23 protein-coding genes and 1 pseudogene are annotated in these 26,212 nt (G+C 64.4%); 10 read left to right on the top strand and 14 right to left on the bottom strand.

What is annotated here, in order from left to right:
* Window positions 1-43: 43 nt before the first annotated feature.
* The 5 genes from QFZ91_RS33835 to QFZ91_RS33855 all read right to left on the bottom strand — a co-directional run bounded on the left by QFZ91_RS33835 (window position 44) and on the right by QFZ91_RS33855 (window position 5,838).
* Window positions 44-1,204 carry an ABC transporter ATP-binding protein gene (locus tag QFZ91_RS33835; RefSeq protein ID WP_429569869.1) on the bottom strand — a complete coding sequence of 387 codons (1,161 nt, stop codon included), beginning with the start codon at window positions 1,202-1,204 and terminating at the stop codon, window positions 44-46.
* Between the two features lie 3 nt (window positions 1,205-1,207).
* On the bottom strand, window positions 1,208-2,125 hold the full coding sequence (locus QFZ91_RS33840) for a carbohydrate ABC transporter permease (protein ID WP_176381022.1): 918 nt from the start codon (window positions 2,123-2,125) through the stop codon (window positions 1,208-1,210).
* A complete protein-coding gene (locus QFZ91_RS33845; RefSeq protein ID WP_176124737.1) occupies window positions 2,122-3,078 on the bottom strand; it encodes a carbohydrate ABC transporter permease in 957 nt (318 codons plus the stop codon). Before QFZ91_RS33845 ends, QFZ91_RS33840 begins: the two co-directional genes overlap by 4 nt.
* Before the next feature lie 8 nt (window positions 3,079-3,086).
* The gene (locus QFZ91_RS33850) at window positions 3,087-4,325 is read right to left on the bottom strand and encodes an ABC transporter substrate-binding protein (RefSeq protein WP_429569870.1); all 1,239 of its coding nucleotides are present in this window, start codon (window positions 4,323-4,325) and stop codon (window positions 3,087-3,089) included.
* A gap of 94 nt (window positions 4,326-4,419) precedes the next feature.
* Window positions 4,420-5,838 (bottom strand): GH1 family beta-glucosidase, encoded by a 1,419-nt coding sequence (locus QFZ91_RS33855; RefSeq protein ID WP_429569871.1) that lies wholly within the window; start codon window positions 5,836-5,838, stop codon window positions 4,420-4,422.
* Window positions 5,839-6,114: 276 nt separating this feature from the next.
* On the opposite strand from QFZ91_RS33855, the gene QFZ91_RS33860 reads away from it, so the two are divergent.
* Window positions 6,115-6,501 carry an ester cyclase gene (locus tag QFZ91_RS33860; protein WP_429569872.1) on the top strand — a complete coding sequence of 129 codons (387 nt, stop codon included), beginning with the start codon at window positions 6,115-6,117 and terminating at the stop codon, window positions 6,499-6,501.
* Window positions 6,502-6,621: 120 nt separating this feature from the next.
* On the opposite strand, the gene QFZ91_RS33865 is transcribed toward QFZ91_RS33860, so the two are convergent.
* Both QFZ91_RS33865 and QFZ91_RS33870 read right to left on the bottom strand, forming a co-directional pair.
* Window positions 6,622-6,777, bottom strand: coding sequence for a hypothetical protein (locus tag QFZ91_RS33865; protein WP_018433572.1), 156 nt, complete (start codon window positions 6,775-6,777; stop codon window positions 6,622-6,624).
* Window positions 6,778-6,859: 82 nt separating this feature from the next.
* A complete protein-coding gene (locus QFZ91_RS33870; protein ID WP_429569873.1) occupies window positions 6,860-8,104 on the bottom strand; it encodes a DUF1479 domain-containing protein in 1,245 nt (414 codons plus the stop codon).
* Between the two features lie 95 nt (window positions 8,105-8,199).
* Between QFZ91_RS33870 and QFZ91_RS33875 the strand changes: the two are divergent.
* From QFZ91_RS33875 to QFZ91_RS33885, 3 genes and pseudogenes are all read left to right on the top strand, one after another.
* Window positions 8,200-9,169: pseudogene (locus QFZ91_RS33875) on the top strand (helix-turn-helix domain-containing protein).
* Window positions 9,170-9,229: 60 nt separating this feature from the next.
* Window positions 9,230-10,177 carry a lactate/malate family dehydrogenase gene (locus tag QFZ91_RS33880; RefSeq protein ID WP_368715891.1) on the top strand — a complete coding sequence of 316 codons (948 nt, stop codon included), beginning with the start codon at window positions 9,230-9,232 and terminating at the stop codon, window positions 10,175-10,177.
* A gap of 52 nt (window positions 10,178-10,229) precedes the next feature.
* Complete coding sequence (locus QFZ91_RS33885; protein WP_429569874.1) at window positions 10,230-11,708, top strand: DASS family sodium-coupled anion symporter; 1,479 nt, start codon at window positions 10,230-10,232, stop codon at window positions 11,706-11,708.
* Between the two features lie 186 nt (window positions 11,709-11,894).
* On the opposite strand, the gene QFZ91_RS33890 is transcribed toward QFZ91_RS33885, so the two are convergent.
* Together QFZ91_RS33890 and ftrA are read right to left on the bottom strand one after the other, a co-directional pair.
* Window positions 11,895-13,112, bottom strand: a complete 1,218-nt coding sequence (locus QFZ91_RS33890; protein WP_429569875.1) for a DUF2252 domain-containing protein — start codon at window positions 13,110-13,112, stop codon at window positions 11,895-11,897.
* A gap of 157 nt (window positions 13,113-13,269) precedes the next feature.
* Window positions 13,270-14,229: a transcriptional regulator FtrA gene (gene ftrA / locus QFZ91_RS33895; RefSeq protein ID WP_429569876.1), complete on the bottom strand. Its 960-nt coding sequence runs from the start codon at window positions 14,227-14,229 to the stop codon at window positions 13,270-13,272.
* Window positions 14,230-14,337: 108 nt separating this feature from the next.
* Here ftrA and QFZ91_RS33900 point away from each other — a divergent pair, with 108 nt between their 5' ends.
* Window positions 14,338-14,793: a rhodanese-like domain-containing protein gene (locus QFZ91_RS33900; protein ID WP_429569877.1), complete on the top strand. Its 456-nt coding sequence runs from the start codon at window positions 14,338-14,340 to the stop codon at window positions 14,791-14,793.
* 152 nt (window positions 14,794-14,945) lie between these two features.
* The gene (locus tag QFZ91_RS33905; protein ID WP_429569878.1) at window positions 14,946-17,030 is read left to right on the top strand and encodes a putative bifunctional diguanylate cyclase/phosphodiesterase; all 2,085 of its coding nucleotides are present in this window, start codon (window positions 14,946-14,948) and stop codon (window positions 17,028-17,030) included.
* On the opposite strand, the gene dapA is transcribed toward QFZ91_RS33905, so the two are convergent.
* Window positions 17,023-17,931 (bottom strand): 4-hydroxy-tetrahydrodipicolinate synthase, encoded by a 909-nt coding sequence (dapA, locus tag QFZ91_RS33910; protein WP_429569879.1) that lies wholly within the window; start codon window positions 17,929-17,931, stop codon window positions 17,023-17,025. The genes QFZ91_RS33905 and dapA overlap by 8 nt on opposite strands.
* 438 nt (window positions 17,932-18,369) lie before the next feature.
* On the opposite strand from dapA, the gene QFZ91_RS33915 reads away from it, so the two are divergent.
* Window positions 18,370-19,662, top strand: coding sequence for an aspartate carbamoyltransferase (locus QFZ91_RS33915; protein ID WP_176107769.1), 1,293 nt, complete (start codon window positions 18,370-18,372; stop codon window positions 19,660-19,662).
* 22 nt (window positions 19,663-19,684) lie between these two features.
* On the opposite strand, the gene QFZ91_RS33920 is transcribed toward QFZ91_RS33915, so the two are convergent.
* Together QFZ91_RS33920 and QFZ91_RS33925 are read right to left on the bottom strand one after the other, a co-directional pair.
* The gene (locus tag QFZ91_RS33920) at window positions 19,685-20,545 is read right to left on the bottom strand and encodes an alpha/beta hydrolase (RefSeq protein WP_429569880.1); all 861 of its coding nucleotides are present in this window, start codon (window positions 20,543-20,545) and stop codon (window positions 19,685-19,687) included.
* A gap of 156 nt (window positions 20,546-20,701) precedes the next feature.
* Complete coding sequence (locus tag QFZ91_RS33925; RefSeq protein ID WP_429569881.1) at window positions 20,702-21,526, bottom strand: NAD(P)H-dependent oxidoreductase; 825 nt, start codon at window positions 21,524-21,526, stop codon at window positions 20,702-20,704.
* A gap of 70 nt (window positions 21,527-21,596) precedes the next feature.
* Here QFZ91_RS33925 and QFZ91_RS33930 point away from each other — a divergent pair, with 70 nt between their 5' ends.
* Window positions 21,597-22,505 (top strand): LysR family transcriptional regulator, encoded by a 909-nt coding sequence (locus QFZ91_RS33930; RefSeq protein ID WP_429569882.1) that lies wholly within the window; start codon window positions 21,597-21,599, stop codon window positions 22,503-22,505.
* Here the strand turns inward: QFZ91_RS33930 and QFZ91_RS33935 are convergent, their stop codons facing one another.
* Window positions 22,506-23,381, bottom strand: a complete 876-nt coding sequence (locus tag QFZ91_RS33935; RefSeq protein WP_429569883.1) for an aldo/keto reductase family oxidoreductase — start codon at window positions 23,379-23,381, stop codon at window positions 22,506-22,508.
* Window positions 23,382-23,488: 107 nt separating this feature from the next.
* Between QFZ91_RS33935 and QFZ91_RS33940 the strand changes: the two genes are divergently transcribed.
* Complete coding sequence (locus QFZ91_RS33940) at window positions 23,489-24,391, top strand: LysR family transcriptional regulator (protein WP_429569884.1); 903 nt, start codon at window positions 23,489-23,491, stop codon at window positions 24,389-24,391.
* Window positions 24,392-24,420: 29 nt separating this feature from the next.
* Here the strand turns inward: QFZ91_RS33940 and QFZ91_RS33945 are convergent, their stop codons facing one another.
* Entirely contained in the window at window positions 24,421-24,783 is a 363-nt protein-coding gene (locus QFZ91_RS33945; RefSeq protein WP_429569885.1) for a response regulator, read from the bottom strand.
* Between the two features lie 214 nt (window positions 24,784-24,997).
* Between QFZ91_RS33945 and QFZ91_RS33950 the strand changes: the two genes are divergently transcribed.
* Window positions 24,998-26,206, top strand: coding sequence for a sensor histidine kinase (locus tag QFZ91_RS33950; RefSeq protein ID WP_429569886.1), 1,209 nt, complete (start codon window positions 24,998-25,000; stop codon window positions 26,204-26,206).
* Window positions 26,207-26,212: the final 6 nt, after the last annotated feature.

Raw genomic sequence — 26,212 nt, forward strand, 5'->3', positions numbered from 1 at the left:
AACCTGTCTCGACGAGCCGCTTCGCGCGTGACGCGGCGCGGCGTTATAAGCGCGCGCCGCTCGCTTCGTCGAATAGCGAGACATGCGCGGCGTCGAACGAGAACGCCACGGTGTCATCTTCCACAATCGGCGCTTTTGTCTGATCGATCGACGCGATCTGTTCGCCATGATAGTCGAGCCAGATCACGCGGTGGGTGCCCATCGGCTCCATCAGCGAAACTTTTCCGCGCTCGCTGCCGCCTGCCGTGATATGCACGTCTTCGGCGCGCACACCGAGTACGCACGGCACACCGTGCGCGGGTGCCTGCGTGAACTCGTATGCCGACACGTCGATCTGCGCATTCCCGGAGCAGAAGTGGAGCACGCCGTCGCGCGTTTCGAGCGTGCCCTTCAGCAGATTCATCGCCGGCGAGCCGAGGAAGGTCGCGACGAACAGGTTGTTCGGCCGCGCATAGACCTCGGCCGGCGTGCCGAACTGCTGGATCACGCCGCCGCGCATCACGGCCATCCGTGTCGCGAGCGTCATCGCCTCGACCTGGTCGTGCGTCACGTAGATCATCGTCGCGCCGAGGCTGTGGTGCAGTTGCTTCAGCTCACGGCGCAGCTCGGTGCGCAGCTTCGCGTCGAGGTTCGACAGCGGTTCGTCGAACAGGAACACATCGGCTTCGCGCACGATCGCGCGGCCGATCGCGACGCGCTGCCGCTGTCCGCCCGACAGCTGCGACGGCTTGCGCTTGAGCAGCGGCCCCAGTTGCAGCATCTCCGACGCGCGTGCGACACGCCTTGCGATTTCCGCCTTCGGCGTGCCGTTGATGCGCAGCGCGAACGACAGGTTGCGCTCGACGCTCATGGTCGGATAGAGCGCGTACGACTGGAACACCAGCGCGATGCGGCGATCTTTCGGATCGGCCCACGTCATGTCCTCGCCGGCGATCTCGATGCTGCCGTCGCTGACGTCGATCAATCCGGCGATGCTGTGCAGCAGCGTGGACTTGCCGCAGCCCGACGGCCCCAGCAGCACGACGAACTCGCCGGCGAGCACGTCGAGATCGAGGTTCTCGATCACCGTGTTCGCGCCGAGCCGAATCGTCAGATTGCGGACCGCCACATTGGCGGGGTGCGTGACCGCCGCGGCGTCGGCGGCAGCGCCCGCGCTTGCACCCGGCACGGCGGCCGCATCGATCGTATTAGCCATGTCTGTCATGCCTTATCCCTTGACGGCGCCCGACGCAATGCCGCGCACGAACCAGCGGCCCGAGATGAAATAAACCGCGAGCGGCACCATCGACGTCAGAATGGTCGCCGCCATATTGACGTTGTAGAGCCGCTCACCGGTCGTCGTGTTGATGATGTTGTTCAGTTGCACCGTCATCGGCAGATTCTTCGTGCCGGCGAACACGAGGCCCAGAATGTAGTCGTTCCAGATGTTCGTGACCTGCATGATCAGCGCGACGACGATGATCGGTGTCGACATCGGCAGCATCAGCTGAAAGAAGATGCGCCAGAAACTGCCGCCGTCGATGCGCGCGGCCTTGAACAGCTCCAGCGGTATCGACGCGTAGTAGTTGCGGAACAGCAGCGTCATCACCGGCATGCCGAACATCGTGTGAATCAGCACGATGCCGGGCAGCGAGCTGAACAGATGCACGCTCGCGAGCACCCGCACGAGCGGATAGATCATCACCTGCACCGGAATGAACGCGCCGACCAGCAGCACGCCGAACAGCAGACCCGCGCCGCGCGGCCGCCAGAACGACAGCGCGTAGCCGTTCACCGCGCCGACCATGATCGACAGCACCGTGCTCGGCGCGACGATGCGCACCGAGTTCCAGAAGCCGACGCGAATGCCGTTGCAATCGAGCCCGGTACAGGCCGACTGCCATGCGGCAACCCACGCGTCGAGCGTGAAATGCATCGGAAACCCAAGCAGATTGCCGAGGCGGATTTCGCTCATCGGTTTGACCGACGTGACCAGCATCACATAGAGCGGCAACAGAAAGAACACCGCGGCGGTCAGCAGGAACGCGTAGATGCCGAGGCGCGCCGGCGAGAACACCGAGCGGCGAGGCCGCGTGCGCGCGCGCTGCGGCAGGCCGCCTTTGAGCGTGGAATCGAGCGTGTTCATCCTCTCTCCCCGCGCAGCGCCGCACGGCTGCGTGCATAGAAGAATGGCGCGAGAACCGCGAGCACCGTCGCGAGCAGCACGATCGATGCTGCCGACGCAAGACCGATATTCGCGCGTCCGAACAGATAGTCCATGATGAATTTGGCCGGCACTTCGCTCGCGGTGCCGGGGCCGCCCTGGGTCATCGCGACGACAGCGTCGTACAGCTTCACGACCATCACGAACAGCAGAACGAACGCGGTCGAGATCGACGGTCCGAGCATCGGCACCACGATGCTCGCATACACGCGCCAGCGTGGAATGCCGTCGATGCGCGCGGCTTTCCACAACTCTTCGTCGATGCCGCGCAGGCCCGCGAGCAGCAGCGCCATCACGAGGCCCGAAGCTTGCCAGACGGTCGCGATCACGATCGTGTAGATGACCCAGTCCTGATCGACGATCCAGTCGAAGCGCGCATGCGGGAAGCCGAGGTTGCGCAGCACCTGCTGCGCACCGAGCGAGGGATTCAGAATCCACTGCCACACGAGCCCGGTCGCGACGAACGACATCGCGTACGGATAAAGAAACACCGTGCGCAACGCGCCTTCCGCGACCACCCGTTGATCGATGAAGATCGCCAGCAGCAGACCGATCACCATGCACGCGACGATGAAGCACGCGCCATAGATCACGATGTTCTGCAGCGACATCAGCCAGCGGTCGTTGTGGAACAGCCGTACGTACTGCGTGAGACCCGCGAAGTCGTTCGACGGAAACGTGTGCGAATTGCTGAGCGACACGCGCGCGGTCCAGACCATCGTGCCCAGATACGTGAACACGACGGTCAGGAGCATCGGCAGCAAGGCCAGCCACACCGCGATCGAAAACCGCCGGTTCAGCGGCTTGTTTCGCGGCCTGGGTTGCGACTTGCCCGGTGGGTTCGAACCCTCGGCTGGCAGCTTGAGCGCGTGCATGGCGAGGCCTAGCCCTTCAGCGCGCTGGCGAACGCTTTCTGCGCGTCGTCGACGGACTCGTTCTTGTTCCAGAAGTTCGTCACGACGTCAGTCAGCGCACCTTGCGTATCGGGCGACAGCAGCATTTCCGGGTTCGGCAACTGGCGCGACTTGTCCTTCATGATCGCGATGCCCTCCTTCGCGCAGATGTCGAGGCTGCTTTCGTCGACGTCACCCCGAATCGGAATCGAGCCCTTTTTCGCACTGAACGCAACCTGCGCGGACGGCGAGGTCATTACCGTGGCGAGCAGATTCTGCGCCTTGATCGCCGACGCGCTGTCGGTCTTCGGGAACACGAACACGTCGCCCGCAACCAGGTACGGCGAACGCGGACCGAAGCCCGGGAAGCAGCCGAAGTCCTTGCCCGCGGTCTGATTCGCCGCGAGGAACTCGCCCTTCGCCCAGTCGCCCATGATCTGAACGCCGGCCTTGCCCGAAGTCACGAGCGCGGTCGCGTCGTTCCAGTTGCGGCCAGGCGAGCCCGGGTCGACGTAATCGTGCAGCTTCTTGAACGACACGAGCACCTTCTTGAACGCCTCGGAGTTCACCGCGCTCTGATCGTGATCGCGATAGACCTTCATATACAGGTCCGGGCCGCCCACATCGGCGAGCACCGCGTCGAACGTGATCTTCTCCTGCCACGGCTGACCGCCGAACGCGAGCGGAATCACGCCCGCGCTCTTCAGCTTGCCGAGATCGGCGATGAATTCGTCGTAGCTTTTGGGCTCACTCGCGATGCCCGCTTTCTGGAACACCGGCTTCGAGTAGAAGAACCACGCCGGCATATGGATGTCGACCGGCGCCGCGTAGAAATGGCCCTTCACGCGGATGCTGTCGAGAATCGATTGCGGAAAAATGCCGTTCCAGTTTTCCTTCGCGGCGACGTCGTCGACGTTGTTCAGGAGTCCCTGATCGATCAGATCGTGGAACTGCTTCGACGTATTGAACTGTGCGGCTGTGGGTGGATCGCCGCCGACGATGCGGTTGATCGCGGTGGCGCGCGCCTGGTCCCCGCCGGCGACCGCGTTGTCGACCCATTGGCCGCCGGCCTTGTCGTACGCGACGGCAAACTGACGAATTGCGGCCGACTCGCCGCCCGAGGTCCACCAGTGAATCACGTTAGCCTTGAGCGGCTCCGCGTGCGCGACGACGCCATACAGCGCCAGTGCCGCAACTACACCTCGCAAGACCATTCTGTTGCTGTTCATTCCGTCTCCTCCAGGCTCCGCGCCCGTGTGTCAAGTCGAAATACCAACCAGCTCCACCCGGTTTTACATCGTTGCTGCGTCGTTTTGATCGTGTTTATTGCGCCCGCGCCTTGCGATCTTCGAGGAATTTCGACACCAGCTCCGCGCTGCGTTTAATCGTGCGCTTCTGCGTCTGGTAGTCGACGTGCACGATGCCGAAGCGCCGCTCATAGCCGAAAGCCCACTCGAAGTTGTCCATCAGCGACCACAGGAAATAGCCGCGCACGTCGACGCCCGCCTTGATCGCCTGATCGACCGCGGCGAGATGGCGCTTCAGGAACGAGATGCGCTGCGTGTCCTCGACGCGGCCGTCGATGACCTTGTCGTCCGATGCCATGCCGTTCTCGGTGATGTAGATCGGCGGCAGATTGGCATAGGTGTCCTTGAAGCCGGTCAGCAGATCGCGAAGACCGTCAGGGTAAACCTCCCATCCCATCTGCGTACGCTCGACATCTGCAAGCGGCACGTCCTTGAATCCATGACCGCCGTCGCTCGCCACGTTGGTGCGGAAATAATAGTTGATGCCGAGGAAATCGAGCGGCGTATTGATCGTCTGCATATCGCCTTCGAGCACCAGCGGCTCGCTGCCCGGCCACAGCTCGAACAGGTCTTGCGGATACTCGCCCTTGAACAGCGGATCGAGAATCCACGCGTTGTGCTGAACTTCGAACAGTTCGGCCGCGCGACGGTCGGCGGCGCTGTCGCTATTCGGCGTGCCGCGCCCGACGTTCGCGACGATGCCCTTGTGCGAACGCGGATCGTTCGCGCGCAGCACCGGAATCGCGAGACCGTGCGCGAACAGCAGATGATGCATGGCCTGCGCGGCGAAACGCAGGTTCGAGAGTCCCGGTGCGTGATGACCGTTGCCGTAGCCGAGATACGCCGAACACCACGGTTCGTTGAGCGTCGCCCACGCATCGACGAAGCCGTGCAGTTCGCGGCTCATCAGATCCGCGTAATCGACGAAACGGTACGCGGTTTCGCGATTGAGCCAGCCGCCGCGATCTTCGAGATGCTGAGGCAGATCCCAGTGATACAGCGTGACGAAAGTCGTGATGTTCTTCTCTTTGAGCCGTCCGAGCAGGCGCTTGTAGAAGTCGAGCCCCTTGTGGTTCGGCGCGCCGTTTTCGTCCATCACGCGCGGCCATGCGGTCGACAGCCGGTACGCTTCGAGGCCGAGGCCCGCAAGCAGATCGACGTCCTGTTCCCAGCGATGATAGTGATCGCATGCGACGGCGCCGGTATCGCCCGCCAGCACCTTGCCCGGCGTGGCCGAGAACGTGTCCCAGATCGACGGCAGGCGGCCGTCTTCATTGACCGCGCCTTCGATCTGATACGACGCGGTGGCCGCGCCGAGCAGGAAATCGTGGCGCCATAGCGACGAATCGGCGGGCGGTGTGAATGGATCGGAATGCGGGTCGCCGTGAGCGCTTGGTTGTTCGGCGTCGACGACTGCGGATGCGTTGTTTACCACGGATTCTCTCCTGCGATGAGGTCGTTGAACCGGGTGTGGTGGAACTCGATGCGCTCTCGTTCGAACTTACTGTGAACACTTAAGTGGAAGCGCTTCCACACTGTCGAGTGAACGATAACAGTGGCGAAATCGGAGCAGCAATCCGGGTTTGTCTGGAGAGGGTTTCTCGCATCCGTGCGAGGGTGATGCGGGGTGCATCGAGGGAGCCGCCATTCAACGCTAGATCCCAGATCGCCGACAATCGGCTTATCTACTTAGGCATGGAAGACGATTGCGATGAGCGAATTCAATCTGTCGAAACTCTATCGCGGCTATATCGCCTGTCTGAACACGCAGGACTGGTCAAAGCTGCGGGACTTCGTTGGCGAAGACGTGAAGTACAACGGACAACGAATCGGTTTGCCGGGCTATCGCGAGATGCTGGAAAGAGATTTCCGCGAAATTCCGGACCTGCACTTCGAGATTCAGATGCTGGTTTGCGAGCCGCCGCATATCGCAAGCCGATTGCATTTCGACTGCACGCCCATCGGCATGTTTCTCGGGCTTCCCGTGCAAGGCAAACGCGTCGAGTTCTGCGAGAACGTCTTCTACAAGTTCGGTGACGGCAAGATCCAGCAAGTCTGGTCGGTGATCGACAAAGCCGCGATCGAGAGTCAGTTGTAGCGGCGCAGGGACACGCCGCGCGCACGCGCTGCGCTGTGGCATCAGCCCGTCGCCACGATTGACGCTGCACTGAACCGCCCAGCGGCAGATCTATTTTATTCATCGAGCGAATGCGCTCGTCTACGGCTTGTCGTCTTCGCGATCGGGGTCGATGTCGGGATCGAGCGGCGGCGCGTCCGGGTCCTGCGATGGACCGATGTCGGGCAGATCCGTCTGCACGACGTCGGACTGATCCGGCCGGATCGGGTTTTCGTCCTTGTTCGGTGTGGTGGCCATGGCCGCTCCTCCTTGGGTCGTTGCCATGCTGAAATGGCAGCAAGTTCCGCTCCCGGTCCAGAGGCAGCCATGTCCTTTCCGCTCACGAATCGAAGCCCATCTGCGCACGGCCAAGCTCGGTGAGATCGTGCGCCGTCGCGCGGCCGACGAAATCGACTTCGAAGTTATCGGCCGGAAAATCCGGCGGGCTGCTGCCTTCGAGAAAGCTCGGCAGTTGCCGCTTCAGGTACGCATCGTTTTTCGCGCAGGCCGGCAGCGAAGCGATATACATCACGTTGCTATAACCGTTGCCGCGATGCGCGTCCTCGACCGCGTGAATGACGTCGCTATGCCAGAACACGGTGTCGCCCGCCTGCATCAACGGAATCGACGACAGCGCATGAAACAGCGGCGCGTGATACTCGGACTTGATCGACAGCGCGCGACCCGGAATCGCTCCGCACAGATCGTCTTCGGCGACATCATCCTGAAGCGCGCGCAACAGGATGTAGACCATCGAGTTCGCCATCGGCACCAATTGCAGCGTGCCGTCGCCGGGACCTTGCGGCGTCAGCGCGGTCCAGCCCTGGAACGTGCGGAACATCGAACAGACGGCCGGCGAAGCGATCTCCTCGACTTCGGTGCGCCACGCGGCATCGAACGGATCGTAGTCGCGCCAGTGGCCAGAGAACACATGGCGATAGACGTTGCGGAAATTCGGCTCGATCCAGCGCTCGACCGAACCGCCGTCGCAATGGGCCGACAATCCGAGCGATTCCGATCCGGGCGGCCGGCGACGCAGGCGGTCCGCATACACCGGCACATGGTTCGGATCGAAATGCACGCGCCCTTCGCTCTCGGTGCGCCACAACCGGTTCAGGAACACGCGGGCCTGGGTGAGCGCGCTCGACTGGCGCGCGAGCACCTGCGGCTTCGACCAGTACACGCCGTAGATTTGCGGCTTGCTCGAAGCGAGCTGGCCGAAGTACTTGTCTTCCGCGCGATTCAGCAGCTTGGCGTCGAGGTCGTTGCGCTCGACGTATTCCGCGATGTCCTGATCCCATTGCTCGACGAGCGACCGGTCGAACACCCTGCGGATCACGCAGGCGCCGCGAGCTTTGACGAGCGCGATCTGCTCGTCGGTGACGCGGTTCGCGACGATGTCGGCGAACTGGATTTCCGGAATCACCGGCTCGCCGCGCTCACGCAGCGTTGCGATTCGCTCGGCCTCCTTCGTCATCGCCGCTGCGACGTCGGCGAACACTTCACGGTAGTTCGGCAGCATTGCGCGCAGTTCGCGCTTCGCTTGACGGATGGCTGCCGGCAGGTCGTCGATTTGCAAGGCCATTGCATCGTCTCCATGGGGTTTCTGATGCTTGAAGCGTACGCGAACGAGCAGTGCGCGCGTGATACTATCCGGTCAATGATTTGACGATTTCGGACATGAAAGCCGCTTTCGAACATGTGGATTTTGGCCGGGACTGTTCGGTCAGGGTTTATCACCGCCGGCTGCCCCGCATCCCTTTCGAATGGCACCACCATCCCGAGTACGAGCTGACGCTGACGATGAACAGTCAGGGCAAGCGGTACATCGGCGACTCGGTCGCGACCTACGGCGCGGACGATCTGGTGCTGGTGCCGCCGAATCTGCCGCACACCTGGGCCTCGAACCGCTCGATCGACGCGGCGCACCCGCAGGTCGCGATCGTCGTCTGGTTCGACGGCGCGTGGCTGCGGCGACTCGCCGATGTCTGCCCCGAATACAACAGCCTCTGCGACCTGTTGCGCAGAGCGGCCTGCGGCCTCGCATTCGAAGAGGGTGCCGGCGCGCGCATGCGCGAGCACCTGGACCGCCTGCTGTCCGACAAACCGCGCGAACGCTTGCAGGCGGCGCTCGACGTGCTGGATCTGCTGTCGGCGCTTCCCGCCACGCCGCTCGCATCCCCAAGCGCATTCGATGCGCGGACCGGCGCCGCCACTGGCCACGAATCCGATCAGCTCAATCGCGCGCTCGCATTGATCGAGACAAAGTTCGCGCATCCGCTGCGGCTTTCCGCGCTTGCCAAGGGCGTCGGGGCTGTCCGAGCGCTCTTTGACGCGGCATTTCACGCAGCATCTTGGCGAGAGCGTCGGGCGCTACGTGACGCGCGTGCGAATCGGCCACGCGTGCCGGATGTTGACGGACACGCAAGCGCCGATTTCCGTCATTGCGACGCGCTCCGGGTTTGCAAACGCGGCGAATTTCAACCGGCAATTCAAAGCCGCCAAGGCCATGACACCGGTTGAATTCAGGCGCCAGTTCGCAGACGCGCGGCGTGCCGGGCAACCGATGTCGCCGCAACTGACCGAGCGCTCGCCTTCTCTTCAGAGACGAAAAAACGCGCGCCGCCGCGTAGGACTAAGGTCTGATTGATGACAAACGCGCGCGTGCGACTATGCTTCGGGGTGAAACCCGAACTTGACGAGGTTCGCGATGCGGCAGGCCAAGATCGTTATAGTCGGCGCGGGGCTGGTTGGGGGATCGGCAGCCCTGTTCGTGGCGTTGGCCATTCCGAGCGCGAAAGTCGTCATCATCGACGTCGCGCGGGTGCGCGCTGAAGGGCAGGCTCTGGATCTCGCCCATGCCGCGGCATTCTGGGGGCACAGCCGGTTCCGCGCAGGGGACTACGAAGACGCGCGCGACGCCGACATCGTCGTGATCACGGCCGGCGCCGGCGTCAAACCCGGCGAGACGCGCCTGCACCTTGCCAGAACCAATGCGGAGATCGCGACCGAAATCGTCGGGCGCATTGCACCGCTCGCGCCCGAGGCCATCTACCTGATCGCGACCAACCCCTGCGACGTGCTGGCCGGCGCCGTTTACGACCAGCTGCGTGGCGAGCGCGAGCGCGTCATCAGCACCGGCACCTCGCTCGACACCGGGCGGCTGCGCTCCCTGTTGTCCGAACGGCTCGGCGTGGTGGCCTCCGCGATCCACGCCTATGTGCTCGGCGAGCATGGCGAATCGGCGGTGATCCAGTGGTCCGCCGCGACCGTCTGCGGCATGCCCCTCGAAACTTTCCTGACGAGGAACGGCAAGGAACTGGGCCCCGCCAGCCGGGATCTGATCCTGCGCTCCGTCCACGAGGCGGCGAAGCTCATCAAGGAAGGCAAAGGTGCCACGCATTACGGCATCGCCAGCGCGATAGGCAGGATCTGCGAGGCCATCGTGCACGACATGGATCTGATCCTGACGGTCGGCATCGTCCAGCCCGAAGTGGAAGGCGTACCGGACGTGTGCGTGTCGCTGCCGATGGTCGTCAATGGCGCGGGCGCGCGCCTGATCGCCTATCCTGAACTTGACCCTATCGAGCGCGAGGCCTTGCTGGGCAGCGCGCGCATCGTCAAGGAGGCGACGCAAAGCGTGCTTCACGAGCGGTGACGCTTTCTCGCGCACTCCGAAAAGACCCAGCAACGCCGGCACGAGGTCCATCATGGCTCCCACACCTGCCAAGGTTTCACAGCCCACCAGCTCCCCGCCCGCCACGCCGAAGCCCTCGGTCGGACTGCCGGCGGGCATCTGGAAATATCTGGTGCCGGTCGCGGTCGGCCTCGTGCTGTGGTTTTTGCCCGCGCCCGCCGGCCTGCAGCCGAAGGCCTGGCATATGTTCGCCGTGTTCGTCGCGACCATTGCGGGGATCATGACCGCCCCGCTGCCGATGTCGGTGGTGGCCATCATCGGCTCGACCATCGGCGTGCTGGTCGGCGTCCTGACGTTCGCCGACGTCACCCGATCCACCGGCACCGACCTCGTCTGGCTCGTGATGCTCGCGTTTTTCATTTCCCGCGGCGTGATCAAGACCGGCCTTGGCCGCCGGATCGCGCTTCTGTTCATGCGATTGCTGGGAAAGCGCACGACGGGGCTCGGCTACGGGCTCGTGCTGACCGAACTCGTGATCTCCCCCGCGATGCCGAGCATCACCGCGCGCGCGGGCGGCGTGATGTTGCCTATCACACGAGCGATTTCCGAAGTGCTGGGCAGCCACGCCGACGATCCGGAATCACGCGCGAAGGTGGGACGCTATCTGATTCTCTGCGCCTTTCACGCGAACATCATCACGGCGGGTATGTTCATCACGGCGATGGCGGGCAACCCGCTGGCGGTCAAGCTGGCCGCCGACCAGGGCGTGTCGATCAGCTGGCTCGACTGGGCGCTGGCGGCGTCCATCCCCGGTCTGCTGTGCCTCGCCGTGATTCCGATCGCGATGCTGTGGATCGCCCCGCCGCACGTCAGACGCACCCCCGATGCGACCGACCTCGCGCAACGGGAGCTCGCGACGATGGGCTCCATCTCGGTCAAAGAAATCATCATGGCGTGCATCTTCGTCGGCTTGCTGGTGCTGTGGGTGTTTGGCGACGATATCGGCATCGGCGCGACGCTCGCGGCGGCGATCGGCGTGTCGTTGCTGTTCATCAGCGGCGTGCTGACCTGGCAGGACGCGCTGAACGAGAAGTCCGCCTGGGACACGATGATCTGGATCGGCCTGCTCATCATGCTGGCCTCCAAGCTCAACGAATATGGCATGGTGGCCTGGTTCGGCAAGGAATTCGGAGCGCATCTGGCGGGCTTTCCGATGCTGGCCGTCTATATGCTGGTGGCGGCGATCTATGTTTACATTCACTACTTTTTCGCCAGCGCCACCGCGCATATCAGCGCGCTGTTTCCACTTTCGATGGCGCTGATGGTCGCCGCCGGCGTCCCGCCCTTCGTCGCCGCGGTCTCGCTCGGCATTCTCAGCAATGTGAACGGTTGCCTGACGCAATATGGCATCGGCTCCGGTCCGGTGATGTTCGGCGCGGGCTACGTGACCCAGGGTGAATGGTGGAAGGCGGGCTTTTTGATGAGCCTGTTTTACATGGTCGCCTGGCTGGTGGTTGGGCCGCTTTGGTGGAAGTTGCTGGGGCACATATGAGACAACGCGACTTTCGACGCGCGGACCGTATGGCCCGCGCACATGTGATTCTGCTGCGCTTCCCGCTTCGTCAATCGCGAGCGGGCCTGACTCGCGCAACTTCCCAGCTCGTCATCGAGCGGCGCCGATCACCGCGACGCCGTCAGCGGCGCTAACGCTCTCGCAGGCTGGCGAGACGAAGATCGTCTACTGGCCCGCGCCGCTCGCCTCGAAACTCCCCCGATCAAAAGCCTCGCAATAAGCCTTCCAATCCGCCGCGACCTGCGCCTCGCACTGCGTCGCCAGATCGATCAACGGCAGTTGCCAATCGCGCCGACTGCCATACGCGATCAGATCATCGGCGATCGCCGACTTCTGCCGTCCTCCGCTGCGCAGATGCGCCCACGCGCTCAACTCGGCCATGCTGTTGATCACCGCCTCGAGCCGCGGCAGCTTGCCGTCCCAGTCGGCAAGGGCGACGCGATCTTCCGATGGCTGCAAACCGCGCAGCACATAGGAGCGCTGATTGAATTCGACCGCGTGCAAAAAGGCCTGCGAGACCGCCTGATTGCGCCGCTGCACCTCGACGACACGCTGCGCCTCGGTCTGCCACTTCGGCTGCGTTGCGCTCACGTGAGCACTGACCGACGATGACAGCGCCTCTTTCAGATCGATCAGGTAGTTGCCGTCGGGCGAGCCCTTGCCCTCGACCAGAATCACGTAGCGATCGACACCGAGGCTGCCCGTGCCCGCGATGCGTCGCGCGACATCGAGCGTGCGGTAGAAGTCGGGATTCGGCTCGGTCGCCGCGAACCGCTGCATGAACTGCACGACCGCCGCGCGCCGCTCATCGCTGACGGGCAGCGCTTTCTTGCCGTCGACCTTCAGCATGCGCGTCTTGCCCTTGAGCACCGTGCGCCGGTCCAGATGCGCGGCGCGCGTGCGGCTCGCGAGCGCGACGAACAGATCGCGCACCATGCCGACCGCGGTCTCCGCTTCGATCCAGCGCGACTTGCCGTATGCGAGCGCGGCGCTGTAGGCATCGAGCGCGGTGTGGCACAGCGCGAGCGCCTCCGCGCGGCTCAGCTTCAGGTCGGCCGCGCCGACCAGCACGCTCGTCAACAGACGCACCAGTTCGTACGGAGCCGGTGCGAGACAGGCTTCATCGAAGTCGTTGTTATCGAAGTAGACGAGGCGATTGTCGCCCTTGTAGCTGCCGAAATTTTCGAGGTGCATGTCGCCGCAGATCCACACGTGCGGCGCGTCGTCGAGCACGCTCGCGCGCGGCAGACGCTGATAGAACAGATGACAGGTGCCGCGCAGAAACACGAACGGCGAGCCGCGCATGGCCTTGTATTTCATCGCGAGCCGTTCGGGGTCGCGCCCGGCGTTGAAACTGGCGATGATCTTTGCGATGTCGGACATAGCGGGTTCCGTTGAATGAGCAAGCTCGACGTGAGCTGCGTGCCTGCTGCTGTGACCTCGGCGCGTGCAGCGAATTCAATGCCGGGTTCCGTGCGCATGCAGCGGACCCGGCGCGTTGAGCATCGTTGATAGCGGTCACGACGAGCTCTGCGCGCGCTCACCCCTCTCCACCAAATCTGCGCCGATATGCCCCGGGACTCGTCAACGCGATCCGCCGAAAATGCCGCCGCAACGACTCCTCGGAGCCGAACCCCGCCAGCTCGGCGACGCGCGCCATCGGCAGCGGCATCGCCGCTTCGAGCAACTCACGCGCAAGCGCGACGCGCTCCCTGACGAGCCATTCATAAGGCGCCATGCCGGTCGCGTCGCGGAACTGCCGTTGCAGCGTGCGCGGGCTCATTGCCGCCCGCATGGCCAGCGAGCTCAGCGTATGCGGCTCGGCCGCATGGCCGCGCAGCCAGTCCATCAGCTTCGCGATCCGTCCGCTTTCGTCGTGCTGCATCGGACGCGGCACGAACTGCGCCTGGCCACCCTCGCGGTGCGGCGGCACCACGAGCCGTTGCGCGACCCGGTTCGCGACCGCGCTGCCATGATCGCGCCGCACCAGATGCAGCAGCATGTCGAGCCCGGCCGCCGATCCCGCCGACGTGATCACCTGCCCTTCATCGACATACAGCGCGTCGGCCTGCACGCGCAGTTGCGGATAGCGCTGCTGCAACTTGTCCGCGTAGCGCCAGTGGGTCGTCACGGTCTTGCCGTCGAGCACGCCGGCCGCCGCGAGCACGAACACGCCCGAGCAGATCGAGCAGAGCCGCGCTCCGCGCTCGTAGGCCGCGCTGAGCCTGCGCAGCAGCGCGGCCGGCGGCACTTCGTCGGCATCGCGCCAACCCGGAATCACGATCGTGTCGGCGCTCGCGAGCAGCTTCAGCGTGTACGGCGCGGCCAGCGTGATGCCGCCCGCCGCACGGATCGGACCGGGCTCGCCTGCGCAGACCGCGAAGCGATACCACGGCACGCCGAGCTCGGGACGCTCGAGCGCGAACAGTTCGGTCACGCAGCCGAATTCGAAGGTGCAAAGCCGGTCGTAGGCCAGCGCGACGACGAGATGATTGTGCATGGCGAGATGTTACCGAAGATTGACGATCACGCCACTTACCGGGTGACCCGCCGCTCGTCACAATCGACTCGGCCACCAGACCACCCGATCAACTCCTCGTTCCTTGCCATGACTCACGACAACCTCACCACCGCCCCGAACGCCGTCACCGCGATTCCCGCCGCCGACAGCGCCGCCGCGATCGCGCACTTCCACGCGTCGCTGCGCTTCGAAACCGATTGCGCCGACGTCCACGCCGCGCTCGCGAGCGGCGCGCCCGGCTTCGTGCTGCTCGACGTGCGCAGTCCCGCGCTGTTCGCGCAGGGCCACGTGCCAGGCGCGCTGAATCTGCCGCACGGCAAGATCGTCGCGTCGAAGCTCGCGGCTTATGCGCCGGACACGCTGTTCGTCACCTACTGCGCGGGCCCGCACTGCAACGGCGCGGCGCGCGGCGCACTACGGCTCGCCCGGCTTGGCCGGCCCGTCAAGCTGATGGCGGGCGGCGTCACCGGCTGGCTCGACGAGGGCTTCGCGCTGAGCCGTCAGGACGCCAATCCGTCGTCCGACCCGCGCTCCGCCGCATAGCGCGGCCCGCCCTCGGACAAGCCTTCCAGTGCGGCTCCGCCTTCGTCCGCGAGCCCGTTTTGGCCCCTGTTGGAAAGGCGCAAATAAGTTAAACAAAATGCTAAGAGTGCCGATAAGATGTCAAGCCGCATTCCTCGCGCGGCGGACCCAACATGCAGAGTTCTTACAATTTATGGCTCGTGGCGATTTCGTTCGCGGTCGCGACGCTCGCGTCGTACACCGCGCTCGATCTGACGGGCCGCATCTTCCTGCTCGCCTCGGCGCGCCGGCGGCATGCCTGGCGGCTCGGCGGCGCGTTCGCGCTCGGCGTCGGCATCTGGTCGATGCACTTCGTCGCAATGCTCGCGTTCTCGCTGCCGATCCCGCTCGGCTACGACATCGCGATGACCGCCTGTTCGCTGGCGCTCGCGATCGGCGCTTCGTATCTGGCGCTCTTCCTGACGACCCAGCAACGCCTGACGCCGGCCCGGCTGCTGGCGGGCGGCGTGGTGATGGGAATCGGTATCGCCGGCATGCACTACACCGGAATGGCGGCGCTGCGCATGGCGCCCGCCATCCACTATCAGCCTGTATGGTTCGCGGCCTCGATCGCGATCGCGATCGGCGCATCGAGCGCCGCGCTGTGGATGGCGCGCGCGCTCAGCAATGAACACGAGCGTCATATCGCGCGCAAACGTCTGGCCGCGGCGCTGGTGATGGGCGTCGCGATCAGCGGCATGCACTATACGGCGATGGGCGCCGCGGATTTCGCGCCCGGTGCGATCTGCGGCGCGGCCAACGACATGGACGCGCAATGGCTCGCCACCGCGGTGATCCTGCTCACGTTCGCGGTGCTGATCGTCACGCTGATGCTGTCGCGCTTCGACGTGCGCACCACCTTCCTGCTCGGCGCGGTGTCGAAGCTGAACGGCCAGATCGTGCGGCTCGCGACGCTCGACGTGCTGACGGGCCTGCCGAACCGCGCGACGCTGACCGAGCGGATCGAGCGCGCGATTAGCGTCGCGCGCCGCCAGCGCTCGTCGTTCGCGGTGCTGTTCATGGATCTCGACGGCTTCAAGACGATCAACGATTCGCTCGGTCACTCGGCCGGCGACGCGGTGCTGTCCGCCTTCGCGCAACGTCTGCAGCAATGCGTGCGTTCGAGCGACACCGTCGCGCGGCTCGGCGGCGACGAGTTCGTCGTGCTCGCGGAACATCTTACCTGCGGCGAAGACGCGGCCGCGCTCGCCGACGGCGTGCTCGAGCGGATGCGCCAGGGCACGTGGAGCGACGAACAGCCGCTGCAGGTCATGCCGAGCATCGGCATTGCGCTCTATCCGCGCGATGGCGAGAGCGTCGAGACGCTGCTCCAGCACGCGGACGCCGCGATGTACGAAGCGAAGCGCGCCGGCCGCGGCACCTACCGCTTCTTCGAGCGCAGCATGAACGAGGCCGCCACGCGCACGCTGCAGATCCAGCAAGTGCTGCACGACGCCTTCGCGAACGAGCGTTTTTCGCTGCTGTTCCAGCCGAAGTTTCAGCGCGGCGGCGACGCGCTCGCGGGCGCCGAGGCGCTGATCCGCCTGCACGATCCGGAGCTGGGCGCGTTGACGCCGGCCGAATTCATCCCGGTCGCCGAGCGCTCCGGGCAGATCGTGCAGATCGGCTACTGGGTCGTGCGCGAGACCTGCCGGCGCATTCGCGGCTGGATCGAACAGGGCCTGCCGGCGATGAAGGTGGCGATCAATCTGTCGCCGCGCCAGTTGCTGCAGCCGGACCTCGTCGAGACGATCCAGGAGATCGTCAGGAATGAGGGTGTCGCGTGCGAGCAGATCATGTTCGAGATCACCGAGAGCGTCGCGATGCAGGACGCCGCGCGCACCGTCGAAGTGATCCGCGCGTTTCAGGCGAGCGGCTTCGACATCTCGATCGACGACTTCGGCACCGGTTATTCGAGCCTCGCCTATCTGCAGCGCTTTCAGGTGAAGCAGCTGAAGATCGACCGCTTCTTCACCCACGGTCTCGACGCGAACGGCGCGGCGGGCAGCGCGATCGTGTCGGCGATCATCGCGCTCGCGCACTCACTCGAAATGGACGTAGTCGCCGAGGGCGTCGAGACTCAATCGCAGCTCGACAAGCTGCGCTCGATGATGTGCGACGAAATGCAGGGCTACCTGCTCGGCAAGCCAGTCAGCGCCGACGACTTCGGCGCCATGCTCCGCAGCAGAACGATGGGCGCGAGCGGAGTGGCTATCTAGGCAGCGTCTCTCCCAACGCCGCGAGCCGTTCGGTCAACGCCGCGCTCGCGCGCGTCATCGGCAAGCGCAATTCATTGCGCACCCACCCCGTCGCCGCGAGCAGCGCCTTCATCGGCGCGGGATTCGGTTCCGCGAACGCGAGCTGGATCTGCGGCACGAGCGCTTGAAAAATGCGTCGTCCTTCGTCGAGCTTGCCCTCCGTCAACGCGCGGTACAGCGCGACGAAACGCTCGGGCCGCCAATGCGCGGACGCCGCGATCGCTCCACTGCCACCCGCGCACACCGTCGAGAAGACCTCGAGGTCGTTGCCCGCGAGCACCTGCAGACGGCCGTCGCGAATCAGGGCGAGCGTCGTGTCGAGCGAACCGGCGCAATCCTTGATCGCCCGAATTCGCGGATGCGCAGCGAGCGTCAATAGCGTGTCGAGTTCGAGCCGCACGCCGGTGCGCTGCGGAATGTCGTAGAGCACGACCGGATGCGCGCTCGCGTCGGCTAGCGCGCTGAAGTGCGCGACGATGCCGGCCTGCGCGGGCCGCGTGTAATACGGCGCGGCGATCAGCACGCCGGCAATCGGCAACGAATTCAACTGCTCGATCCGTGCGAGCATGCTCGCCGTGTGATTGCCCGAGACGCCGACCAGTACAGGCAACGGACGCCGCTGCGCGTCGGTGGCGTCGGCGGCGTTGGCGTCGGCCTGCGCGGCGTCGAGAATCGTCGCGAGCACGGCGTCCTGTTCGGCGGCGTCGAGCGTGGCGGGCTCGCCGGTCGTGCCGAGCGCGACGAGCCCAGCCACGCCGGCGTCCGCATAGCGGCGCACCAGCGCGCGCAACGCGGCGTGATCGACGGCGCCGTCGGCGAACGGCGTAATCAGCGGAATCCAGATACCCGAGAAATCAGACATGTTTTCTACCTCGATGACGACCGTATCGAATCCGGGTCAGCGGTGCGAGGCAGAACACAGGAGAAAGCCGCAGGCGGGCGGCCGACCGGTCGTTCCGTCGCACATCTGACGACGGAACTGCGCGCTCCGGTCAGATGAGCGGCTGTTTTTTGGCTTTGGCGCGGACGTTACGCGAAACACCGTTCGCGCGGGCGACCGCCACGCTCGCCAGAGCGGCGCAGGCGAAGGTCGACGAACGGAGCGGGAAGATAGGGCCGGAGTGCATGAACCGCAGTGTAACCGGGAACCCGCGCGGCGGGGCCTTCGGCGCCTAACGAAGCAGCTCGCGGACGAAAACGCTTGACATCTACGCGCCGGAAACTAATATACGCACCGCGTACATCAACGCATTTTGCTGTCTGACTCCCGCCGACCCCTACACTTGCGACAGGTGCCCTCATGAGCGTTCCGCAACAAGCCTTCCTACGCGATGCGATGCGTCGCCTGAACATGACGCGCGATACGTTCGCCAACCGCATCGGCGTGTCGCGCCGGGCGCTGGATACGTGGCTGCTGCCGGACGACTCGCAGGAATCGCGGGCGATGCCGGAAATCGTCGAGCGCTTCGTGTCGGAGATCGTCGCCAATACGGAGCCGGGCGAAGGATATACGCAAAGCGTAGACTCGCAATCGCTTGCAAGCCAGATGCTGTTCGAGGGCAAGCCGCAGTTGCTGTCGGTCGATCAGTTTTCGCGCGACTCGGTCGAGGCGCTCTTTCGCGTCGCCGACATCATGCAGCCGATCGCGCGGCGCCGCAAAATCTCGCGCGTGCTCGAAGGCGCGGTGCTCGGCAATCTGTTCTTCGAGGCGAGCACCCGTACCCGCGTGAGCTTCGGCGCGGCGTTCTGCCGGCTCGGCGGCTCGGTGTGCGACACGACCGGCTTCACGTTTTCGTCGATGGCGAAGGGCGAATCGATCTACGACACGAGCCGCGTGATGAGCGGCTATGTCGACGCGCTGGTGATCCGCCACCCGGAGCAAGGCTCGGTCGCCGAATTCGCGCGCGCGACCAACGTGCCGGTGATCAACGGCGGCGACGGTCCCGGCGAGCATCCGAGCCAGGCGCTGCTCGATCTGTACACGATCCAGCGTGAGTTCTCGCGCCTGGGCAAGATCGTCGACGGCGCGCACATCGCGCTGGTCGGCGACCTCAAGTACGGACGCACCGTGCATTCGCTCGTGAAGCTGCTGGCGCTGTATCGCGGCATCAAGTTCACGCTGATTTCGCCGCCGATGCTCGAAATGCCAGGCTATATCGTCGAGCAGATTTCGCGCAATGGCCACGTGATCGAACAGACGCATGACCTGCGCACCGGTCTGCGCGGCGCCGACGTCGTGTATGCGACGCGCATCCAGAAGGAGCGCTTCGCCGACGAATCGTTCGAAGGCTACACGCCCGACTTCCAGATCAACCAGGCGCTCGTCGATAGCGTGTGCGGCGCCGACACGCTGATCATGCACCCGCTGCCGCGCGACAGCCGGCCCGGCGCGAACGATCTGAGCACCGACCTCAATCACGATTCACGGCTCGCGATTTTCCGGCAGACCGACAACGGCATTCCGGTGCGGATGGCGATTTTCGCGGTACTGCTCGGCGTTGACAAACAGGTCCAGCATTCGATGCGCGATGCCACGTGGCGCCCGCCCGTCTACCTGGGACCGGACGACGCGGTATTTCACGGAATCGATTGACGCGGACAGCCGCGTGCGCCGCTCAAGCCGCGGCCGCGGCGCGTGCGTCATGCATTTCGCGCGCCGCCTGCCTGAACGTGCCGGCAAAGAACAGCACCTGGTATTTGACCGCGTTCGACCAGTACTTCCATGTATGGCCGCCGGGCCGCTCGGCGTAATCGTGCGGCACGCCGAGTTCGACGAGCCGCTCGTGCAGCAGACGGTTCGACTGCACGAGCGAGTCGTTCGCGCCGCAATCGATCGTCAGTGCGATATGGTCGCGGCCGAATTCCTCCGCACTGGCGACGATCGCTTCGCTATCCCAGAAGTCCGCATGTTGGGACGGGTCGCCGAACACCCGTGCGATGCCGGGCTCGTCCTCGCTGCTGCGTGGGTCCACCGCACCGCTGATGCTGCCCGCCGCGCCGAACGCATCGGGCATGTCGAGCGCGATGCGTAGCGCGCCGAATCCACCCATGCTCAAGCCTGTGATCGCGCGCGCCTGCCTCGTCGCGATCGTGCGGAAATGGCTGTCGATATAGCCCACCACTTCGGTGCCCACGTAGGTTTCATAGCGACTGCGCGGATCGACGGGACTATCGATGTACCAGCTATCGCGGCCGCCGTCGGGCATCACGAGGATCACGTGATAGCGATCGGCGAGCTTGCCGATATGCGAATTCGCGGTCCAGTCCGTGTAGTCGCCGCCTGAGCCGTGCAGCACATACACGACCGGAAAGCGCGCGGCCTGGTTGCCGCGCGCGTACTGATCGGGCAGCACGACGGTGGCGTCGAACGTACGATGCATCGCCGCGCTCGGGATCGTGACGACGCGCGACTGGAACGCCCACGCCGGCGATGCGATCAGCATCAAAATGAGCCAGAACCTACGAACTGGATTCATGGTGGGTCGCCCTTCCGCTCGATTCAGCTACGCTCCGGCTGCTTACCTTCGTCAGGCATCCAGAATAAAGCCGTCCTGGCATGCTTCGGCCTGTGTACGCCGACGACTCTAGCAATGGCGACTTACAACCAAATTTCAGCGAAACATACGATCCAGTCAGGCTTCAGCCGCTTCGTTCGCTTGCGTTGCGCTCGCCGCGCCGACATCTTCGACGTGCGCGGCAAACCCAACCTGCCCCGGCGCCACATCGTCCCGCAATGTGAGCGCCGGAATCTCATACGGACCGCCGTTCTGCGGCCGGAACGCGATCGGCGCGGTCGTCCACAGCGTGTCGAGCCGTCGCCCGAGCGCCGCGCTGACCTCGGCATACTTCGCGTCGTCGACACGGCTCGTGCGATAGACGACGAACGGCGGCAATACGTCGAAGCCCGGGTAATACAGCACGCCGTGCTGGATCGGGAACAGCACGTCGTCGATCGGACCGTTGATGCCGCGCGCGCTGTAGTGCGACTCCCACCCGCCCGTCGTGACGACCAGCATCGCGCGCTTGCCCGCGAAACGGCCCTCGCCGTAACGCTCGCCCCAGCGCGCATCGGAATGTTCGCCGACGCCGTACGCGAGACCGTACGCATAGACGCGCTCCACCCAGCCCTTCATGATCGCCGGCATCGAGAACCACCACAGCGGAAACTGCAGGATCACCGCATCGGCCCACTTCAGCTTGTCCTGCTCGCGCGCGATGTCCTCGCTCTGCAAGCCGTTTTCGAACGCATGCTTCGATTCGAGCGACGCGAAGAAGCGTTCGGCGCTATAACGCTCGATGGTGTCGTGTGCATCGAGCGACGCTTTCCAGTTCATCGCGTACAGATCGGACACCTGCACCGTATGGCCGGCCCGCTCGAGATGGCGGACTGCGAAGTCCTTCAGCGAACCGTTCAACGATTTCGGTTCGGGATGCGCATAGATGATAAGAACGTTCATGACGAGACCTTCGTGGCTGAAAACAGTCACGATAGTCATCGCCGAGGTATATTGGAAATGAATTCCGAATATGTCAGGTATTGCCGTGGTTAATCTCAGAAGACTCGACCTGAACCTGCTGGTCACGCTCGATGTGCTGCTCGAAGAGCACAACGTGACTCGCGCCGCCGAACGGCTGAACTTCTCGCAGCCGTCAGTCAGCGTGCAGCTGGCGAAACTGCGCGACGTATTCGGCGATCCGCTGCTATTGCCCGGACCGCGCGGCATGCGGCCCACCGCGAAAGCGCAGGCACTGCGCGAGCCGCTACGCGAAGCGCTCGAAACACTGCAGCGCGCGGTCGCGCCAACCAGCCCGTTCGATCCGGCCGCGGCGACGCAAACCTGGCGCATCGCCGCAACGGACTACGCGGAGTCGACGATCATCCTGCCGATGCTGGCGGGCTTGCGCGCGGCGGCACCCGGCACGCGTCTCGCGATCGTCGAGGCGGTGCCGCCGCGGCTCGCTCGCCAGGCCGAACAGGGCGACATCGATATCGGCTTTCATACCAGCGAAGGCGCGCCCGAAGGTTTGCGCCGTCGCGTGCTGTTTGCCGAGCGCTACGTGCTGGTCGGCCGCGCGGGTCATCCGAAGCTGAAGCGCCGGCCCACTCTGGCGCAGTTCTGCAAGCTCGAACACGTGATCGTGTCGCCCGATGGCGGCGGCTTTTTCGGCGTCACCGACGAGACACTCGCAAAGCTGGGGCTCACGCGCAAGGTCGTGCTGTCGGTGCCGCACTTTCTGTTCATGCAGTCGGTGCTCGCGAGCACCGATCTCGTGGGGATGCTGCCCGCGCGTCTCGTGCGCGGCTCGGACACGTTGCGGATGGTCGAGCCGCCGGTCGAGGTGCCGGGCTACGAGATGGCGATGCTCTGGCATGAGCGTGTGCATCGCGATCCCGCGCATCAATGGTTGCGCGAGTTTATTGCGGCGTCGGTGTAGTCAGCCCTTTTCAGCGCCGATCGCATCCAGTTGATCGAGCACCTCGTCGCTGAGCTTCAATTGCGCCGACTGCAGGTTTTCGCGCAGATGTGCCACCGAAGACGTGCCCGGAATCAGCAGAATGTTAGGCGCCCGATGCAGTAGCCAGGCAAGCGCGACCTGCATCGGTGTCGCCTCGAGCTTGCGCGCAAGCTCCGACAGCTCCGACGATTGAATCGGCGTAAAGCCACCCAGCGGAAAAAACGGCACGTAGGCAATGCCCTGCTCCGCGAGCGCATCGATCAATGCATCGTCGTCGCGATGCACGAGGTTGTAATGGTTCTGCACGCACACGACCTTCGTGATGCGCTGCGCTTCGGCAATCTGCGCGGCCGTCACGTTGCTCAGGCCGATATGACGCAGGAGCCCGCGCTGCTGCAGTTCGGCGAGCGCCGTGACCTGCTTTTCGATCGAGCCCTCGCTCGGCTCGTGCACGTTGCCCATCACGCGCATGTTGACCACGTCGAGCGCATCGAGCCCGAGGTTGCGAAGATTGTCGTGCACCGCGCGCTCGAGATCGGCGGGCTCCTGCGCCGGCAGCCAGGCACCGGCGCTATCGCGCACCGCGCCGACCTTCGTGACGATCGTCAGATCGCGCGGGTACGGGTGCAGCGCCTCGCGGATCACCTGGTTGGTCACGTGCGGCCCGTAAAAATCGCTGGTATCGATGTGGTCGACGCCCGACGCGACCGCCTCGCGCAGCACCGCGAGCGCCGCGGCGCGGTCTTTCGGCGGCCCGAACACGCCGGGGCCGGCCAGCTGCATCGCGCCATAGCCCATGCGCCGCACCGCACGGCCGGCTAGCACGAAAGTCTCGATGGAACTGAAATTCCGCATCACGATCTCCTGGTGAAGTGATGAGCGGCAGTATCGCCGGAATTGCGTTGTTGAATAAACGGGTCTAACTTGTACGGGTTGTTCAAAATTCTGCACAATCAATCGTCATGGAACTGAATGATCTGGCCGCCTTCGTGTCGGTTTGCCGCGCGGGCGGCTTTCGCGACGCGGCGCGTGTGAGCGGCGTGTCGGCGTCGAGTCTGAGCGTCGCGGTGCGGCGTCTGGAAACGAAACTCGGGCTGCGCCTGTTGAACCGCACGACGCGCAGCGTCGCGCCGACCGAAGCCGGGCTGCGTCTGATCGAGAAGCTGACGCCGCTGTTCGGCGAAATGGAAGCGGCGCTCGATGTGCTGAACGGCTTTCGCGACAAGCCGACCGGCACGCTGAAGCTCAACGTGCCGTCGAGCGTCGCGCGCATCGTGCTGCCCGACGTGCTCGCGCGCTTTTTGAAGCAGTACCCGGACATTCGCGTCGAGGTCGTCGTGGAGGATGGTTTCGTCGATGTGCTGTCGATCGGTTGCGATGCGGGCATTCGCTACGACGAGCGCCTCGAACAGGACATGATCGCGGTGCCGATCGGCGCACGCGTGCAGCGCTTCGCGACCGCCGCGTCGCCTGCGTATCTCGACGCGCACGGCCGTCCGGAGCATCCCGGCGAACTGCTCGCGCATGCCTGTCTGCGCGGCCAGTTCGCGAGCGGCGCGATGCCGACCTGGTACTTCGAGCGCGATGGCGAGCTGCTGCAATTGAATCCGACCGGACCGCTGCTGGTGCGGCCTGGCGCCGCGATCGACCTCGCGGTCAGCGGCGCGGTCGCGGGTCTCGGCATCATTCACCTGTTCGAAGACATGCTGCGCCCGCATCTGAACAGCGGCGCGCTCGAAGCGATTCTCGAACCGTGGTGGCAGCGGTTTTCAGGGCCCTTCCTGTACTATCCGGGCCATCGTCATGTGCCCGCGCCGCTGCGCGCGTTCGTCGATTTCCTGAAGGCCGACCCAGCACGCGGTTGATTTGATCACACGATTGTGATCGTGCCGTATCAACGCCGTGGCGCGCAGAGTTGCGCGATCGTGGTCAGAAAGAGATCCGCGCCGATCGGCTTCAGCAAACATGCGCTGCAGTACTGCGCTTCGCTGTCCGACGGCGGCACCGCGGTATGGACCAGAATCGGTACGTTGACGGATAGCGGCATCGATTTCAAACGGCGGCACAACTCCGCGCCGTCCATGATCGGCATGATCCAGTCCGTAACGATCAGGTCGGGAACGTGAGCGACGACACAAGCGAGCGCTTCGGCGCCGTTGCTCGCGCAACTCACCTCATACCCTTCGCTTTCCAGAATCAGCCGCCATGCGGCTAGAATTTCCGGTTCGTCGTCCACCAGCAATATCGAATACATCATGGTTTGCTGACGAAACTTGCTTCTTGTCTGATGAGAGTCTCGCAAGAGGTGTTCCACACGCGGCAATTGCGCGGATAATGACCCGGGTTGCCGGCGCGCATCGGATGCCTGGCCGATTGCCGGCGCAAACAGGCCTGCGGTGCCCGCGCCAAACGGAGGCGTTCGGACTGTTCGCGTGTTTGTATGTTGTAGAAACTCCATTCCGGTATCCATCATGACCGACAGACGCGTGAGCCCGCTGCGCAACTTCGCCAACTTCATCCGTGCGGAACGGGGCCGTCTGACGCGGCAATGGATGGATGCCGTCGCCATGGACGCCGATCTCGTCGAAGCGGACAAGCTCACGTATCAACAGCTGGCCGACCATTTGCCGGAAATCCTCGACCAGTTGTGCATGGCGCTCGATGCGCAAGATCTCGAATGCGCCGAAACATCGATCGAGCGCGACGCGAAGAAGCACGGCTATGTCCGTTGGCAGCAAGGCTACCGGATCGAAGAGCTGGTGCGCGAACTGGACCTCTTTCAGCAGGTGCTCGTCGAAGCGCTCGAAGACTTCGTCGAACGCGACCGGACGTGCACGCGCCGTCACGAGAGCCGCGCGCGGCATCTGCTCGCCGAAGCGTTCAGCGTGGTCAGGTATGCGTCGATCAAGGAAGTGGTCGGCGAGCGCGATCGCAAGATCGACGAATACACAAGCCGGCTTGAACGCGCGAATGACGAATTGACGCTCAAGCAACGGCTGGTCGGCGATCTGTATGATTCACGCATGCAGATCACGCGCAGCGTTGCGCACGATCTGCGCAATTTCCTCAACGCGTTTTCGGTCGCGCTGCAACTGATCGAGCGAGCGCCGTCGCAAGCCGATGCCGCGCTGACACTCGCGAACCGCCAGGCCGCCGACATGAAGCAACTGGTCGACCAGATGGTCGAGTACTCGGTCGTACTCGGCGACACGGCGACGCTCGGGTTCGAAGACGTCGATTTGCGTGAACTATTCGACGAACTCATCGCTTCCACGCAGCCGTCGATCGACGCGAAAGGACTCGCGCTGCGCAGCGAGTTCGACGCGGCGCTGCCGGTCGTCACGTCGAATCGGCTGAAGCTCAAGCAGATCGCGGTCAATCTGTTGTCCAACGCGATCAAGTACACGAAGTCGGGGCAAGTCGAATTCCGCTTCGCGATGCATGGCACCGAACACTGGACGATTCGCGTGTCCGACACCGGCGTCGGCATTGCGCCCGCCGATGCCGAGCGCGTGTTCGACGAGTTCGAGCGCGCGGCCGGCGAGGAAATCCCGGGCGCGGGTCTTGGGCTCGCGATCGTCAAGGAGCTATGCCGCATGCTCGATGGACAGATCGAGTTTGCGTCGCGCGAGGGCGTGGGGACCACGTTCGAGATCCGATTTCCGCTCCATGTTCAATGACCCGAC

Origin of the sequence: Paraburkholderia sp. JPY419 (assembly GCF_050435705.1) — a bacterium.
In the GTDB taxonomy this organism is placed as follows: domain Bacteria; phylum Pseudomonadota; class Gammaproteobacteria; order Burkholderiales; family Burkholderiaceae; genus Paraburkholderia; species Paraburkholderia youngii.

Bases quoted from the DNA above. Each gene is read 5' to 3' on its own strand.
- QFZ91_RS33850 (WP_429569870.1), bottom strand. From the start codon at position 4,325: ATGAACAGCAACAGAATGGTCTTGCGAGGTGTAGTTGCGGCACTGGCG.
- QFZ91_RS33950 (WP_429569886.1), top strand. From the start codon at position 24,998: ATGACCGACAGACGCGTGAGCCCGCTGCGCAACTTCGCCAACTTCATC.
- QFZ91_RS33880 (WP_368715891.1), top strand. From the start codon at position 9,230: ATGCGGCAGGCCAAGATCGTTATAGTCGGCGCGGGGCTGGTTGGGGGA.
- QFZ91_RS33835 (WP_429569869.1), bottom strand. From the start codon at position 1,204: ATGACAGACATGGCTAATACGATCGATGCGGCCGCCGTGCCGGGTGCA.
- dapA (WP_429569879.1), bottom strand. From the start codon at position 17,931: ATGTCTGATTTCTCGGGTATCTGGATTCCGCTGATTACGCCGTTCGCC.
- QFZ91_RS33885 (WP_429569874.1), top strand. From the start codon at position 10,230: ATGGCTCCCACACCTGCCAAGGTTTCACAGCCCACCAGCTCCCCGCCC.
- QFZ91_RS33935 (WP_429569883.1), bottom strand. From the start codon at position 23,381: ATGCGGAATTTCAGTTCCATCGAGACTTTCGTGCTAGCCGGCCGTGCG.
- QFZ91_RS33915 (WP_176107769.1), top strand. From the start codon at position 18,370: ATGAGCGTTCCGCAACAAGCCTTCCTACGCGATGCGATGCGTCGCCTG.
- QFZ91_RS33865 (WP_018433572.1), bottom strand. From the start codon at position 6,777: ATGGCCACCACACCGAACAAGGACGAAAACCCGATCCGGCCGGATCAG.
- QFZ91_RS33940 (WP_429569884.1), top strand. From the start codon at position 23,489: ATGGAACTGAATGATCTGGCCGCCTTCGTGTCGGTTTGCCGCGCGGGC.
- QFZ91_RS33925 (WP_429569881.1), bottom strand. From the start codon at position 21,526: ATGAACGTTCTTATCATCTATGCGCATCCCGAACCGAAATCGTTGAAC.
- QFZ91_RS33890 (WP_429569875.1), bottom strand. From the start codon at position 13,112: ATGTCCGACATCGCAAAGATCATCGCCAGTTTCAACGCCGGGCGCGAC.
- QFZ91_RS33860 (WP_429569872.1), top strand. From the start codon at position 6,115: ATGAGCGAATTCAATCTGTCGAAACTCTATCGCGGCTATATCGCCTGT.
- ftrA (WP_429569876.1), bottom strand. From the start codon at position 14,229: ATGCACAATCATCTCGTCGTCGCGCTGGCCTACGACCGGCTTTGCACC.
- QFZ91_RS33920 (WP_429569880.1), bottom strand. From the start codon at position 20,545: ATGAATCCAGTTCGTAGGTTCTGGCTCATTTTGATGCTGATCGCATCG.
- QFZ91_RS33840 (WP_176381022.1), bottom strand. From the start codon at position 2,125: ATGAACACGCTCGATTCCACGCTCAAAGGCGGCCTGCCGCAGCGCGCG.
- QFZ91_RS33930 (WP_429569882.1), top strand. From the start codon at position 21,597: ATGTCAGGTATTGCCGTGGTTAATCTCAGAAGACTCGACCTGAACCTG.
- QFZ91_RS33945 (WP_429569885.1), bottom strand. From the start codon at position 24,783: ATGATGTATTCGATATTGCTGGTGGACGACGAACCGGAAATTCTAGCC.
- QFZ91_RS33845 (WP_176124737.1), bottom strand. From the start codon at position 3,078: ATGCACGCGCTCAAGCTGCCAGCCGAGGGTTCGAACCCACCGGGCAAG.
- QFZ91_RS33900 (WP_429569877.1), top strand. From the start codon at position 14,338: ATGACTCACGACAACCTCACCACCGCCCCGAACGCCGTCACCGCGATT.
- QFZ91_RS33870 (WP_429569873.1), bottom strand. From the start codon at position 8,104: ATGGCCTTGCAAATCGACGACCTGCCGGCAGCCATCCGTCAAGCGAAG.
- QFZ91_RS33905 (WP_429569878.1), top strand. From the start codon at position 14,946: ATGCAGAGTTCTTACAATTTATGGCTCGTGGCGATTTCGTTCGCGGTC.